The sequence below is a fragment of the Pedobacter sp. AC163 genome (assembly GCF_979258665.1).
Genome location: NZ_OZ409872.1, coordinates 3,404,627 through 3,419,974 on the forward strand (window position 1 = coordinate 3,404,627; position 15,348 = coordinate 3,419,974).

Consider the following 15,348-nt stretch of genomic DNA (forward strand, 5'->3'; position numbering starts at 1 on the left):
ACATTCAACTTTTTTCTCTTCAACTATTTGATAATAAAAGTTTTCTATCTATCTTTGCAGTCCCAAATTTAATGGGAATAATAAATTGTTTAATAAATTAAATACAAGCAAGTGAATACGTTAAGTTACAAAACTGTCTCTGCCAATGCGAAAACTGTTAACAAACAGTGGATTGTTGTTGATGCACAAGGCGAGATTTTGGGGCGCTTGTCATCGAAGATCGCTATGATCATCCGTGGTAAAAACAAGCCTGAGTACACCCCACACGTAGACTGCGGAGATAATGTTATTGTTATCAATGCAGACAAGGTTAAATTGACAGGAAACAAATTCAGCGAAAAGCAATATGTTTCTTATACTGGTTATCCAGGTGGTCAGCGTTTTATTTCTCCTAAGGAGTTAATGGCGAAACACCCTCAACGTGTAATCGAGAAAGCGGTACGTGGTATGTTACCGAAAACTAAATTGGGTAAAAAACTTTACACCAATCTTTTTGTGTATGCTGGTGAAACTCACCCTCATGCAGCTCAATCTCCAAAAACCATTAAACTTTAAGAAATGTCAGTTACTAACACTTCAGGAAGAAGAAAAACAGCTGTTGCACGCATCTACTTAAAAGATGGTGCTGGAGCAATTACCGTTAACGGTAAAGATCACAAAGTTTATTTCCCAACTTTACCTTTGCAATATATCGTAAACCAAAGTTTAGAAGTTTCTGAGCTTACTGGCCGTTACGATATCACTGTAAATGTTCAAGGTGGTGGAGTAAAAGGACAAGCAGAAGCTGTTCGTTTAGCTATTGCTAAAGCGATTGTTGAACTAGATGCGGAGAAAAAACCTGCATTACGTGCTAAAGGCCTAATGACGCGTGATATGCGTATGGTTGAGCGTAAAAAACCAGGACGTGCTAAAGCTCGTAAGAAATTCCAATTCAGTAAACGTTAATCACAGGAGGCAAGAACAATGGCAAGAACAACTTATCAAGACTTATTGGATGCAGGTGTACACTTTGGTCACCTTACCCGTAAATGGAATCCAAAAATGGCTCCTTACATTTTCATGGAGCGTAATGGAATTCACATTATAGATTTAAATAAAACTTTAACTAAAACTGAAGAAGCTGCGGCTGCAATTAAACAAATCGTAAAATCAGGACGTAAAGTATTATTTGTTTCAACAAAAAAACAAGCAAAGGGAATCGTAGCTGAGCAAGCTAAAAAAGTAAACATGCCTTTCGTAACCGAGCGTTGGTTAGGTGGTATGTTAACTAACTTCGCTACCGTGCGTAAGTCAATTAAAAAGATGGTTACCATCGATAAAATGACTAAAGATGGTACTTATTCGATACTTTCTAAAAAAGAGCGTTTGATGATTCAACGTGAGCGTATTAAATTAGAATCACTTTTAGGTGGTATTGCTGATTTAAACCGTTTACCTGCAGCTTTATTCTTAATTGATGTTAAGAAAGAACACATTGCAGTAACTGAAGCATTGAAATTAAACATCCCAACTTTTGCGATGGTTGATACAAACTCTGATCCTTCTAACATCGATTTCCCTATTCCAGCGAATGATGATGCTACGAAATCAATCTCTTTAATTACTGATGTAATTATCAAAGCTATTGAAGAAGGTTTAGATGAGCGCAAACGCGAAAAAGATGATGAAGCTGAAAAAGAAGCAGTAGCAGCGAAAGTTGCAGCTGATGCTCCTGAAGCAAAAGAGCCTAGAGCAGCTGGTGAAAAAAGACCAACTACTAAAAAGGTAACTGCTGAAGCAGAAACTGAAGCGCCTTCATCAGAAGAAACTAAAACAGAAGAATAATTAAGTTATAAGTTATAGGTTATAAGTTGTAGGTATATCCCGCAACCTGTAACCTGTAACTTTTAACATTTTAAGGAACTTATAAAATTTTTAAACATGTCTACAGTACAAATTACTGCCGCTGATGTAAATAAACTACGCCAACAAACTGGCGCTGGTATGATGGATTGCAAAAAAGCTTTAGTAGAAGCTAATGGCGATTTCGAAGCAGCTGTTGATTTATTGCGTAAAAAAGGTCAAAAAGTATCTGCCGCTCGTTCTGGTAATGCTACATCTGAAGGTTTGGTATCAATCGCTGTTTCAGCAGATGGTACAAATGGTAAATTAGTTGCTTTGGCTTGCGAAACTGAACCAGTTTCTAAAGTTGAGGATTTCCGTAATCTTGCTCAGGCTGTTTTAGCTGCTGCAGTTGATAACAATCCTGCTACTGCAGAAGAGTTAGAAGCAATTAAATTAGAAGACGGACGTACAGTTGCAGAAACTATAACCGAACTTACTGGTAAAATTGGCGAGAAAATCGTTATCCAAGAGTATGCAAATGTAACAGGCGAGAAAATCGTTTCTTATATTCACTCTAACGGTAAAATGGGTGTTTTGGTAGTATTCCAAGGTGCTAATGGTGTTGACATCACTGACGCTGGTAAAGATGTTGCAATGCAAATTGCTGCAATGAGTCCGGTTGCAGTTGATAAAGACGGTGTTGATCCTGCTACTATTGAGCGTGAAATCGAAATTGCTAAAGACGTAATTCGTCAAGAAGGTAAACCAGAAGAAATGGTTGAGAAAATCGCTGCTGGTAAATTGAACAAATTCTACAAAGACAGTACTTTATTAAACCAAGAGTTTGTTAAAGACGGTTCAATGGATGTTCGTAAATTCTTAGACAATACGGCTAAAGGATTAACTGTAACAGCTTTCAAAAGAGTACAATTAGGAGCTTAATTTAAGCTTTTCAAATATTTAAAAAGTCCCGATGAAAATCGGGACTTTTTTTTGGCTTTAATTTTAGCTATTTAAAATTAAGGTAAGAAACGTTTTAACTCGACCATGGTCGTATCTGCCGGATATTTCTTAAGTCCATCACCTACTATTTTTGATAGCTTTGCTTTGTCGAAATCGCTGTAGTAGAGTGCTTGAGTGTAATAAGAATAAGATTGTTGATCTTGTCTATAACTATCGTAGGTTTTAAATAATTTCTCAACCTCTCTATTATCTTTATGTACCATAGCTAAGTAGGCAGCCATTCGAAAATAATAATATTGCCTAGGTTTAGCATAAAAAGCCTTTTTTCCATATTTGTACGCACTATCTAGTTTTTTCTCTTCTAGATAGATATTGCATTTTAAATAGTCGTCATAAATAATGTGCGGACTTTGTTTGTGTACGCTATCTAACAATTTGATAGCTTCTGCATAACGTTTTTCTTTGTGCAGATACCTGGCTTTTTTATATCCAATCGTTTCAGAATTTTCACCAATGTTTGGTATAGATGGAAACATGTTTTTTACTTCCTCAAACTTAAGCTTAGGTAATGCAGTTGGAATATTATCTATTGCGGCAAAATCATTGTCTGTTATGTATTGAGCTTTGGAGGATGTATACACCATGGCATTAACATAAACAGCCCCAGCACAAACCGTCAACATTATAATTGAAAAGCCTTTCACCCATCCGAAGCTGGCGGGAAGATCTTTCGCTGGCTTTAAACTCATCCAGTTTGTTAAAAGAATAGCTAATGCTAAGGCAAAAAGGAGTTGGATATTAGGTCTTTCTCCTGGGAAGTTGAAAAAGGCATCTACAAAATATCCTGTTAAGGCAGCAAAAGCGATCGAGGCAACTATTTTTGTATTTAAACTAGAATTACTATTTCGAATAGTTTTAATAGTTAACAATAGCGCCAAGGCAAAAATTGAGATAAACAATAAGGAGTTCGGTATCCCCGTTTCTCCAGCAATCTCAATGAAATCGTTATGCGGATGTTTGGAAAATATGTTGTCGTTAAGTAAGGTGCTAGTGTACAGAGGAGCGTAAATTTTCCAATTGCCATAACCTACACCAAGAATTGGGCTTTTTTTGATCAGTTCCAAACTTCCTTTCCAATAGGCTAACCTAATGTTTGAGTTTTCTGAAGTTTGATCAGCAATACCGCTTAATCTTGAAGCTACTGTACCATAAGTATTAGACTTGTTTTTTGTAGCATTCATCAAACTTTTTTGGCTGATAAAAAATGGAAGTACAAATGCCACAACAATAAATGCAAAGCGAACTAGAAACTGCTTTAATTGCTTTTCTTTCCAGTATAGATAAGCAAGTGTGCTTATTAAAATGATTAGGCTCAAAAATATACCTAGAAAAGCGCTTCTGGCATTAATTAAAAATAGAGAGAAAAAACATAGGCTTAGCCCAATAATCGAGAAGAATTTTAGAAATCCTTCCCTGGTAAAAATGCAATAAATTATAAAGGGGATTTTAATTACAAATGCTGCGGCGAATATATTTTTATTCCCACTGGTGCCTTGCAAATTATAAATAAGGGTGTCGATAGGTATTTTTCCAACTTCCCTATAAAACTGAGTTACCGTTTCAAATGCTTGAAAAGCTGCAATAAGGGTAATGATTAATGCAATGTTTTTAAGTATTTGTAATCGCTTCATTAGCAATATGCCAATAACTAAAAAGCATAAAATGGAAGTGAATAATCTACTGTAAACAACAATTCCTTCTACTGGGTTGATGGCAACAAACAACGAAATTCCTGCAATAGCAAAAAAAATCAGGTATAGGATGGATATGCCGTTGCGCAAATAAGTAGCTAGAGATATGGTGTCGATTAAAGATTTATTACTAAAAATATAGAGAAGAGAAACCCCGTTTAGAATGGAAAGAAGTAACCAATGAATACCCATTTGATCTTGAATTTGCAGCTTGGGGGTACATTCTACCAACAAATAAAGGGAGATGATAATAGTGATAACCAGGTTTGTAGCATCTGGTGTTTGATCATCTACTACTCTTGTTGGATTTAAGGCTTTTTTCTTTTCCCTTTTACTCATGTTTTGATAATTAATTTAGAAATTTACGAAATCTAAGAATAAACTCTTAACAAAACTCAAATTCTGGTTTTTACCATATGATTTTTAATTCAAAGTATGATAGCAGTAACTAATAGTTGTTATTTCGATAGCGATAATAAGGTTTCAGGTGAAACTATATTTATAGAGGATGGAAAGATTTTAGAAATTTCCACCAGTGGAGTTCCAAATGGATGCCAGATATTGGATGCAAATGGAGCCTATGTTGTTCCTGCCTTTATCGAATTACAAATTTATGGAAGTGGAGGTAATTTGTTTTCAGCATTTCCTACAGCAGAAACTTTAGCACAAATGGATGCTGATTTAATCAGCAAGGGAACTACAAATTTTTTAGCTTGCGTGGCCACCAATTCTCCAGAAATTGTTCATCAAGCAATTGAGGCTGCAAAGGCGTATCGCCCAATGGCAAAAGGCTTTATGGGGTTGCATTTAGAGGGCCCATATTTAAATGCGAAACGAAGAGGCGCACATATTGCCGAATTCATAAAAAAAGCAACTTTTGAAGAGGTTAAGGCATTACTTGAGCATGCAGATGGTGTTGTAAAAATGACAACTATCGCACCAGAATTACAAGATGATGATGTGATTCAGCTATTACTAGATCATCATGTGGTACTATCTATGGGCCATAGCGATGCAAATTTTGAACAAGCAACTGAGGCTTATAATAAAGGCATAACTACTACCACTCACTTGTTTAATGCAATGCCATCAATTCATCATAGAGCGCCAAATTTGCCAACTGCTTTATTTAATCACCCCACAGCAATGGCAAGTATCATTGCAGATGGTAGCCATGTAGATTTTGAGGTGATTAAAATGAGCCATAAAATAATGCAAAATCGTTTGTTTCTAATCACCGATGCAGTTACAGCTTGCAATATTGGTCCGTACCAACACCAGTTGCAGGGCGATAAATTTATCACGCCTGATGGTACATTATCGGGCTCAAACATTACGTTGTTACAAGCGGTACAGAATTGCGTAAACCATTGCGATATTAAATTGCCCGAAGCCTTGAGGATGGCAAGTCTATATCCTGCGAGAGTTATGGGTTTACAGAATTATATTGGCAAAATTGAAGTCGGTTACACGGCAAATCTTATCATTTTAGATGAGTTGCTTCAGGTTAAGGAAATTTTATTTCAAGGAGAGAAAGTTAATTTCACGTTTCAACATTAATACTTTCCAACATTAAAACATTTACCTATTTTTGAGGTCATGAAGTACAAACGCATCCTACTAAAGCTCAGCGGCGAATCGCTAATGGGCGAAAAACAATACGGTATTGACAATGAGCGTGTTAAACAATATGCTGAAGACATAAAAGCAGTACACGATAAAGGTTTAGAAATTGCAATCGTAATTGGAGGTGGGAATATTTTTAGAGGTTTAAGTGCTGAAAAAAGCGGAATGGACAGAGCCCAAGCAGATTATATGGGCATGCTGGCTACAGTAATTAACTCTATGGCATTGCAAGATGCGTTAGAGAAAGTGGGCATCAAAACGCGTTTGCTTACTGCAATTAAAATGGAACAAATTTGTGAGCCATTTATTCGCCGTAGAGCGGTGCGCCACTTGGAAAAAGGTAGGGTGGTTATTTTTGGAGCCGGAACAGGAAATCCATACTTCACTACTGATTCTGCTGCTGCGTTAAGGGCAATTGAAATTAAAGCAGACGCAGTTCTAAAAGGAACACGAGTTGACGGAATTTACACTGCAGATCCTGAAAAAGATCCTTTAGCGACTAAATACGATGAAATATCGTTTAAAGAAGTATATGCAAAAGGGTTAAATGTAATGGATATGACTGCCTTTACTCTATGTGAAGAAAACCAGGTTCCTATTATTGTGTTTGATATGAATAAACACGGTAATTTCATGAAAATTGCTAATGGAGAACCCATTGGTACTTTGGTGAAATAAAGCTTAAATTATTATTTTTGTAGAAATACACATATTATGAACGAACTCATACAATTGCAATTAATGGATGCCCAGTCTTCTATGGATAAGGCTATCGATCATTGCGAATCAGAATTAACTAAAATTAGAGCTGGTAAGGCTTCTGCAGGAATGCTTGATGGTATTTTTGTAGATTATTATGGTGCTTCAACAGCCTTGTCTCAAGTATCTAGCATTAACACTCCTGATGCCAGAACGATTGTGATTCAGCCTTGGGAAAAATCGTTATTAGTGCCAATAGAAAAAGCTATTCAGGTAGCAAACATCGGTATCAACCCCCAAAATGATGGTATTGTAATTCGTTTAGTTGTACCACCATTAACTGAGGAACGTAGAAAAGACCTGGTTAAAAAAGTAAAGGAAGAGGCAGAACGTGGACGCATAACCGTTCGTAACATTCGCAAAGATGCAAATACCAAAATACAAAAGTTAAAAGGAGAAGGTGTATCTGACGATGAGATAAAGACAGGTGAAGCCGAAGTGCAAAAATTAACTGATGCTTATATCATTAAAGTTGATAAGCATGCAGAAGCAAAGGAAAAAGATGTAATGACCGTTTAGGTTGTCAATCATTAGAATAATAAAAAGGGAATAAGTTCTATCTTATTCCCTTTTTTTATGCTGGTTTTTTGGAAGGGTAGATTCCCGTTCGATTAATTTGGTGGATAACACAATCTGCTTAAAAGCTAATTCCTGTTCTTTCGACTCCAGTTTTGAAAGCAATATTTTCATCAGGTTTTCTGCAATTTCCTGTACAGGCTGGGCAACTGCAGTTATAGGTGGCGTATAAAATTCGAGTAGCTCAAAATCATCAAAAGATAGCAAAGCAGGTTTTAAAGCAGGTGAGATTTCCATTTGTTTCAGCGTTCGCAAGCCATCAAGGCAAATGTAATTAGCAGAGAAAATTACTGCATCAAGCTGCTTTTCCGAAGAAAAAAATGCTGTCATTTGTTCGATCGAAGTTAATTCGGAACGTTGATATTTCACCTTTTTGATAATAGCAGGAAGCTTATGTTCCTCCATGGCTTTTTCATAACCCGCTAACCGATCAACCATTTGTTGTAAATCTGTTTCGAGTGTTACAAAGCCAATATTTTGGTAGCCGTTATTAATCAGGTGTTGTGTAGCGTTAAAGGTTGCCCCTGCATTATCTATCACCACATAATCGGTTTGCAGTTCTGGCACATAGCGATCAAAAAGTACAACAGGAGTATTGGTTTCTATTAGTTTTTTAGTTTCCGCTTCAAATCCCTCTGGCAAGGCCATAATATATCCATCTACATGCCGGTCGCGAAATATCTGGAGTAATTCGATAGCCTTTTCATAACTGTTGTGCGTACTGCTGAAAAGAATCTTGTATCCGTTTTCAGAGGCTTTCTGATCTAAATGATGCGCTATACGGGAAAAGAAAGGTTCAGAAATATCGTCGACAAGAAAACCAATTACATTTGTTTTTCCGGTACGCAAGCTCTTTGCAAGGGTATTGGGCTGGTAGCCCCATTTTTCGACTAAATCAAGGACCTTTTTAGTAACAGCTTTACTTATATTTTTTTCTTGAGCTTTGCCATTGATCACGAAAGAAACGGTAGTGATGGATATATTTAATTCGTTTGCTATATCTTTTATTTGGATTTTCTTTTTCATCAATGTGGTATAACACTTTCAATAGATCGAAATATAGGAAATATTTGAATATTAACTCAATTTTAATATCGGCACCGGATAAGTATAAAGACGACTTCGACCTAAACAGTCTAAAAAAGAAAAAGAGCAACCTATCCAGGATTGCTCGATTAACTAACTTATTATTCATAAAAAATGCTGTTGGGGAAGGAGTCGAACCTTCAAGGGGTAGTTAGCTACAGTTCAAAAAATTAATTGTGGTCAACCCAATAAACTGCGTTTGTCCCATTATTCCCCACCACCGAGACAAGGAGGCGTGTCTGCCAATTTCACCACCCAACATTTTAGTCATCAGTCTGGAGTCGAAAGTACTGAGTCTAAAGACTACTGACTAAGGACTGGACTAAGTCGCTGTAGGGGAAGGAATCGAACCTTCAAGGAGTGGTTAGCCATTGCTGGTTTTCCCATTATTCTCCGCCACCGAGACAAGGAGGTGTGTCTGCCTGTTTCACCACCCTACATTATGTTCAGCAATTGTGAAAGAACGTTCCCTTTTTGTTAATTGCTTGATACAAATGTAAAAGAACTCTCAATACCTTGCAAATATTTTAAACATTTAATTTTATTTTTATAATATTGATAAATATTTGTAAATTCGCTTATCATAATTCAAAAATATGCTTAAAAAAGACAATTCCAATTTAGAAATTGACAACCTCGATATCGATATATTGAAACAGTTAATGCAAGATGCAACGAAACCTTATACGGAAATTGCCAAGGATTTAATCGTATCTGGGGGTACAATCCACGTTAGAATGAAGAAATTGCAGGAGATGGGCATTATAAAAGGGTCTCATCTGATTATCGATCCGCAGAAAGCGGGTTACGATATTTGTGCTTTTTTAGGAATTTACCTGGAGAAGGGAATACAATATAAAGATGCTGTTGCTCAATTATGTAAAATCAAAGAGGTGGTAGAATTACATTATACCACTGGATCTTATAGTATGTTCGCGAAAATTATTTGTAGGGATACGAATCATTTACGCCATGTGCTTAACGAAGAAATTCAGGCGGTTAATGGAATTCAACGGACAGAAACGCTAATTTCTTTGGAAGAAAGCATTAAAAGGCAGATCGAGTTGGGCTAATGTGGAGTTGGGAGTCTTTAGTCTGAAGTCTCATGCGCAGGATTCGAAATCCTATATTAATTGCGATTAAATGGGCAATTGAAGTACAATTGCATGTTAGTTAGATCCGATTGCAGTGAACACGAATCCCGAATTTCTTCGGGAAAAGTAAAACGGAAAGCGGGAACAAACATAAATAGATGGAGGAATTTGCTCTCCAAATCTTAATGATCATATTTATAAGAAGGCCTTTCGGCTTCGCTCAGGGTGACAGTCGAGAAAAAATTAAGCTACTTTAACAACTGATAAGCAAGGAGTGCAGCAAAGTAGGCCATGGCTGTCATGTAAACCAACTGAATGATAGGCCATTTCCAGCCCTTTGTTTCGCGGTAAACAATAGCCACGGTACTCATGCATTGCATTGCGAAAGCGTAAAACAACATCAGCGATACGCCAGTTGCAAAAGTATAAACAGGCAAGTTGGTTCGTGTGTTTTTTGATGCGGCCATGCGCTCACGGATAGTAGAGGTATCTTCATCTCCACCGTCAACGCTATAAATGGTAGCCATTGTACCTACAAAAGCTTCGCGGGCGGCAAACGATGTGATTAGCCCAATACCGATTTTCCAATCGTAACCGAGTGGACGAATGGCAGGTTCGATCCAATGCCCAAGAATGCCCACATAAGAATTTTCGAGCTTTTCTGTTGCGATTAATGTTTCAATATGGGTTGTGTTTTTAGTCGTATCTGCTAATGCTGATTCGTATTTTTTATCAATGTTTTCGAAGCGATCTCCGGGGCCAAATGTCGCCATTACCCAAAGGATAATAGAAATAGCAATAATCACTTTCCCGGCTTCGATTACAAAGGTTTTCGACTTCTCATACATGGTATAGAAAACGTTTTTCCACCTTGGCATTCGGTAAATGGGCAGTTCCATGATGAAGTAAGACCGCTCTTTCGTTTTAATAATGATTTTCATTACCCAGGCAACCAATACCGCTGCAATGATACCCACCAAATACATGATCATTAGCGCTAAACCCTGCATGTTGAAGATGCCTAATACATTCTCTGAAGGGATAATTAATGAGATAATTAGAATGTAAACTGGTAACCTTGCGGAGCAACTTACCAATGGCGTAACCATAATGGTAATCATTCTGTCTTTCCAGTTTTCGATATTTCGGGCGGCCATAATGGAAGGCACTGCGCAGGCCAAACCACCAATCATGGGTACAACAGATTTACCGTTTAAACCCACTTTACTCATGATTTTATCCATCATGAAAGTAACACGAGCCATATAGCCTGTATCTTCTAAAATGGAAATAAAGGCAAATAGAATAGCAATTTGAGGTATGAATACGAATATTCCACCTAAACCAGCAATAATTCCATCGAGTACTAAATCGGTAAGCATGCCTGCTGGTAGATATTTGTGACCAAGTTCAGTGATGAAACCAAAACCACTTTCAATCCAATCCATCGGGTAGGCCGACCATGCAAATATGGCGTTAAAGATTACAAAGAGAATCAGTAGAAAAATGGCAAAACCCCAAACTTTGTGGGTTAAAACTGCATCGAGTTTATCGCTAAAAGAGAATTTTTGCGCCCTGCCGCTATCCGTTACTACATCTGATAGAATTTTACTCAAATGTTGGTAGCGAACAACGGTTTCTGCTGCCTGAATTTTCGACGATTCGAAATGGTGCGATTGTTCTATATGTTCAATTTCTTCTTGTTCTTGAGGGCTGAAGAAAGTTAAATATTCGTGTTGATGCAACACCTGCAAGGCAAAGTAATCATTATCAGAATTCAATTTCGATTTTATGGCGTTGATTGCGGCAGGCGCTAAACTGTTCACATCAACATCTTGAAATTGTGTGGCAATCTTAGTGGTATTGGCGATGGCTTGTTTCAACCGGTCGATACCAATATTATTCCTTGCAGAAATGGATACTACCTGGATGCCTAATTTTTCTGAAAGCTTGTTTAAATCAATACTGATGCCTTGTTTTTCGGCAAGATCAATCATGTTTAAAGCTAAGATTATTGGAATACCCAAATCGGCTACCTGCGAGTACAACAGCATGTTGCGTTTTAGGTTTGAGGAGTCAGCGATAAGTACAATAACATCTGGATGACTACTGTTTTCTTTGTCGGCTAGTACCTGAAATACGATACTTTCATCGCTGCTTTTCGGATATAAGCTATAGGTTCCAGGCAAATCTATAATTTCGGCCTGTTTACCATCAAGCATTTTCATAAATCCTGTTTTTTTATCAACAGTAATGCCTGGAAAGTTTCCGATTTTTTGATTTAACCCCGTTAAACGGTTAAAGAGTGTAGATTTACCTGTATTGGGATTACCAACTAATGCAACTTTAATATCCAAACCAGCTTATTTATTGAATGATAATAACATCAGCTTCGCTTTTGCGCAAACATAACTGATATCCAGCAACTCGAATAGCCATCGGATCGCCGAGCGGAGCAAAACGTTCTACTTCTACCACCTCGCCAGGCAAGCAACCCATTTCCATTAATTTAACAGATAAATCGAGATCTGTAAATGAAATGATAGTGCCCTTTTCGCCTACTTTTAGATTGGAAAGTTTCATTATATGATCTTGTTTACTCGTATTTCGTAGCCTTCGAGTTCTTGATCTTTATCATCCCTTTACTCTTAGGTTATTCATGTGCTGAATTGAGGCGCAAGTTACCCTTTCTTTAGATTTATTCCAAATAACGACTGTTAACATTGCTGTTAAAAATCTTGTTTTACTAAATAATGATTAATTGCGTTGTCGGCCGCCGCCAAAACCTCCTTCACCTCCACGTCGGCGTCCTTCGCCACCTTCATTTCCTCTGATTCGATTTTTGCCACCCATTCTATTAAGCGAGTAAGTAAATGAAAACATGAAATAACGTTTAAGCACATTAAAGCTTACATCTTGTATGGTGTTGTTGTTTGCCGTTCTGCTTATCCCCTGATTTTCATTTAACAAATCGTTTACAGCAGCCTTGAAAGTACCGCGGTTTTTAAAAAACTGTTTGCTAATGTAAGAATTTACCAAAGTGAAATGAGTGTCAAAGGCTTCTCCGCGACCGGTATTCTGATTATAATGGGCATCTACAGACCAGCGGATATCGCCAGGGAAAAGATAACTTACACTTACATTTGGACTGAAGGTATAGAAACGGGTGTTCGAATTTGGTTGAACAGAATAGGTAGCACGATTGATTGAACCATTAACACCAGCCGTTAAATCAAGCTTATCCAAATTAGAAACCAGGCGGTAACCGTTGGTGATAGACCAGCTGTTGGTGATGTTTCTTAATGAATTGGTGAAGTTTACATCGCGATCGTAGTTACCTGAAACGTTAATGTGAAAGTTAAGTTTATTCTCGCTCATTAAAGGGAGGCTTAATGATGAAGACACGCTACCTGCATACACGCCGTTTACGTTTACTGGCGTAATGGCTAGCTTGCCTTGATCTGGTCCACTTTGAATTAAACTACTGCTGTTGGCTATTTTATTTGAGGTTTGGATAAGGTTGATGTTTACAAAAAGCGATCTATTTTTGCCCACGGTGAAAGTGTTGTAGGCAATTCTCAATGTATTATCAAATTCAGGCCTTAAATCGGGGTTACCGACTGGAATATTTTGAGTGTTGGTATTGTTGGGAATAGGTTGCAATTGCTGTATAGTGGGCTGATTGGTTCTGCCCCGATAATTGAAAACCAATCTTTTGCTATTACTAAAGTTATACCTAAACATGGCCGATGGCGTATAGTTAAATACATTCTGCTTTAGGATAAATCCACGGGTAATGTTGTTGTTCGTTCGATCGGTATTTTGAACTGCCATACCCGCATTCCAATTGTATTTTTTTGCTGATTTATTAATACTGAAACCCGCGGTGTTGGTTAAAATAGTGTTCTCATAAGAATTACTAAAAGTTTGATCGAGCAAATCGTATTGTAGTGTTGCAGGATTGAAATTGTATGTAAACCGATCGGATGTGTTGTGGTTATATCCGTTTTGATAATTCAGCTCGAAACTTAATGTATTGCTCAATGGCTCGGTATATACCAAACGCGTATTTTGGTTGATGGATTCACTTTCCTGATCGTTTAACTGGTTGGTGCGTTTTTGAGTGGCTACCGTCCCTTCAATTCTCGTCTCAGGATTATCATTGTAATTTTCACTGTCGTTGTTGTTAATGTTGGTATTTAAATTCAATGATAATGTTCTGCCGCGACGCATGAATTTTTTTCTTAGCAAAATGTTATTACTAATGGAAGGAGATGTACCGTGGTTGGTTAATGTTTGCGACCCATTAATGCGGTAAGTATTGTAATCCCGGGTATATTCACTAAAATTTAGGGATTCGTTATTGGTATAACTGATGTTAGGTTGGATCCTTAATGAAGTAAGTGAGTCGATTTTGGTATCAACCATGAAACCCAAACGGTGGTTCAATCGCTCTGAATTATTCGTTTGATTGTTATTAAATATTGTGGTCACATCACCTAGAAAGTTTTGGGTAACACTATTCCTCAGGATTAGATTTTCAGATTTATTAACGAAGTAGTTAACGCTTACTTCTGTTTGATCGGAATAAGTATCATTATAATTAAAACCTGCAGCTTTTGTATCGGTTATGTCACCTCTGCCTCCATTATTCCCGCCATTTCCACCGCCTAAGCCGCCACCGAAGTTTTGTTTATTTACGTTATTGAATTGAGCAATTACGCTTAGCTTTCTATCCTGATCAAAATGGTTGATATTGGCATTGATATCATATCGATCGTCTGAGCCATAACCAGCTGTGGTATTTCCGAAGTAACCGTTTTTCTTGTCTTTTCGAGTGGTGATGTTAATGATCTTGGTTCGTGTGCCATCGTCAATTCCTGTAAATTGAGCCTGATCAGAAAGTTCATCGATAATCTGAATTTTATCAATCATATCGGCGGGTAAGTTTTTAGTGGCCAATAGTGGATCGTTGCCAAAAAATTCTTTTCCATCTACCCGTACTTTAGTAATGGTTTCACCTTGAGCTTTTACGGTTCCTGCCTTGTCTACTTCAACACCTGGAAGCTTTTTTAGTAAATCTTCTACCACTGCATTTTCCACTACTTTAAATGAGCTTGCATTAAATTCCAGCGTATCCTTTTTTACCACAATCGGTGGAACCTCCGCCTTAATCTCAACGGTTTGAAGATCAATCGCCCCGCCTTCTAGTATAATATCTCCAACATCAGCATTCGGTTTGTCAGCTGTAATCGCGAAATCTTTTGTCGTGTTTTTCAAGCCCAGAAAGGCTGCATATATCCGGTAGTCGCCGGGTTTAAGGCCCTTCAAAATAAATTTTCCATCTTCAGTAGTACTCACCGCACCAACCATGCTCGAGTCTGACAGATTTTTAACGGCTAAAGATGCATAATCTATAGGTTTTTTATCTTTTGATTGAAGTACACGCCCACTTACAGAACCATTGTTTTGGGCAAAGGCATAGCATGAAAATAAAATACAAATTAGGGTAAAGAGTTGTTTCATTCGGTTAGTTTCCTGGTTTAAAAATAGAGACTAACAACGATATTAAAGGTTTATTTGATTTAAGTAACAATTGAAATACATAACTGTTGATTTAACAGTTATAAATTGGAACTAAAAAAAAGTCTCGGCTACTAAACCGAGAC

At 37.4% G+C, this 15,348-nt stretch carries 13 protein-coding genes and 2 tRNA genes; 8 read left to right on the plus strand and 7 right to left on the minus strand.

Annotation, left to right across the window (positions count from 1 at the left end; all coding sequences use genetic code 11):
- Window positions 1-111 precede the first annotated feature (111 nt).
- From rplM to tsf, 4 genes are all read left to right on the plus strand, one after another.
- Window positions 112-555, plus strand: a complete 444-nt coding sequence (gene rplM / locus ACZZZK_RS14695; RefSeq protein WP_010602007.1) for a 50S ribosomal protein L13 — start codon at window positions 112-114, stop codon at window positions 553-555.
- 3 nt (window positions 556-558) lie between these two features.
- Window positions 559-945, plus strand: a complete 387-nt coding sequence (gene rpsI, locus ACZZZK_RS14700; protein WP_055913282.1) for a 30S ribosomal protein S9 — start codon at window positions 559-561, stop codon at window positions 943-945.
- Between the two features lie 18 nt (window positions 946-963).
- Window positions 964-1,824: a 30S ribosomal protein S2 gene (rpsB, locus tag ACZZZK_RS14705; RefSeq protein WP_056848141.1), complete on the plus strand. Its 861-nt coding sequence runs from the start codon at window positions 964-966 to the stop codon at window positions 1,822-1,824.
- A 96-nt stretch (window positions 1,825-1,920) separates the two neighbouring features.
- Entirely contained in the window at window positions 1,921-2,766 is an 846-nt protein-coding gene (tsf, locus tag ACZZZK_RS14710) for a translation elongation factor Ts (protein ID WP_463484798.1), read from the plus strand.
- 77 nt (window positions 2,767-2,843) lie between these two features.
- Here tsf and ACZZZK_RS14715 read toward each other — a convergent pair whose 3' ends face one another.
- Complete coding sequence (locus ACZZZK_RS14715; RefSeq protein WP_463484799.1) at window positions 2,844-4,877, minus strand: O-antigen ligase family protein; 2,034 nt, start codon at window positions 4,875-4,877, stop codon at window positions 2,844-2,846.
- 96 nt (window positions 4,878-4,973) lie between these two features.
- Between ACZZZK_RS14715 and nagA the strand changes: the two genes are divergently transcribed.
- Genes nagA through frr form a run of 3 tightly spaced genes read left to right on the plus strand, consistent with a single transcriptional unit; the run spans window position 4,974 to window position 7,442 of the window.
- Window positions 4,974-6,098 carry an N-acetylglucosamine-6-phosphate deacetylase gene (nagA, locus tag ACZZZK_RS14720; protein WP_463484800.1) on the plus strand — a complete coding sequence of 375 codons (1,125 nt, stop codon included), beginning with the start codon at window positions 4,974-4,976 and terminating at the stop codon, window positions 6,096-6,098.
- 39 nt (window positions 6,099-6,137) lie between these two features.
- On the plus strand, window positions 6,138-6,842 hold the full coding sequence (gene pyrH / locus ACZZZK_RS14725; protein WP_265799678.1) for a UMP kinase: 705 nt from the start codon (window positions 6,138-6,140) through the stop codon (window positions 6,840-6,842).
- A gap of 36 nt (window positions 6,843-6,878) precedes the next feature.
- On the plus strand, window positions 6,879-7,442 hold the full coding sequence (gene frr / locus ACZZZK_RS14730; RefSeq protein ID WP_463484801.1) for a ribosome recycling factor: 564 nt from the start codon (window positions 6,879-6,881) through the stop codon (window positions 7,440-7,442).
- Between the two features lie 42 nt (window positions 7,443-7,484).
- Here the strand turns inward: frr and ACZZZK_RS14735 are convergent, their stop codons facing one another.
- From ACZZZK_RS14735 to ACZZZK_RS14745, 3 genes are all read right to left on the minus strand, one after another.
- Window positions 7,485-8,525 carry a LacI family DNA-binding transcriptional regulator gene (locus ACZZZK_RS14735; protein ID WP_463484802.1) on the minus strand — a complete coding sequence of 347 codons (1,041 nt, stop codon included), beginning with the start codon at window positions 8,523-8,525 and terminating at the stop codon, window positions 7,485-7,487.
- Window positions 8,526-8,702: 177 nt separating this feature from the next.
- Window positions 8,703-8,846: transfer RNA gene (locus tag ACZZZK_RS14740), tRNA-Asp, on the minus strand.
- Between the two features lie 69 nt (window positions 8,847-8,915).
- Window positions 8,916-9,025, minus strand: a tRNA-Asp gene (locus ACZZZK_RS14745).
- A 156-nt stretch (window positions 9,026-9,181) separates the two neighbouring features.
- Here ACZZZK_RS14745 and ACZZZK_RS14750 point away from each other — a divergent pair.
- Window positions 9,182-9,658, plus strand: a complete 477-nt coding sequence (locus ACZZZK_RS14750) for an Lrp/AsnC ligand binding domain-containing protein (protein ID WP_463484803.1) — start codon at window positions 9,182-9,184, stop codon at window positions 9,656-9,658.
- A 269-nt stretch (window positions 9,659-9,927) separates the two neighbouring features.
- On the opposite strand, the gene feoB is transcribed toward ACZZZK_RS14750, so the two are convergent.
- From feoB to ACZZZK_RS14765, 3 genes are all read right to left on the minus strand, one after another.
- On the minus strand, window positions 9,928-12,036 hold the full coding sequence (gene feoB / locus ACZZZK_RS14755; RefSeq protein ID WP_463484804.1) for a ferrous iron transport protein B: 2,109 nt from the start codon (window positions 12,034-12,036) through the stop codon (window positions 9,928-9,930).
- A gap of 10 nt (window positions 12,037-12,046) precedes the next feature.
- Window positions 12,047-12,262, minus strand: a complete 216-nt coding sequence (locus tag ACZZZK_RS14760) for a FeoA family protein (protein ID WP_010600239.1) — start codon at window positions 12,260-12,262, stop codon at window positions 12,047-12,049.
- A 174-nt stretch (window positions 12,263-12,436) separates the two neighbouring features.
- Window positions 12,437-15,205 (minus strand): outer membrane beta-barrel protein, encoded by a 2,769-nt coding sequence (locus ACZZZK_RS14765; protein ID WP_463484805.1) that lies wholly within the window; start codon window positions 15,203-15,205, stop codon window positions 12,437-12,439.
- Window positions 15,206-15,348 lie beyond the last annotated feature (143 nt).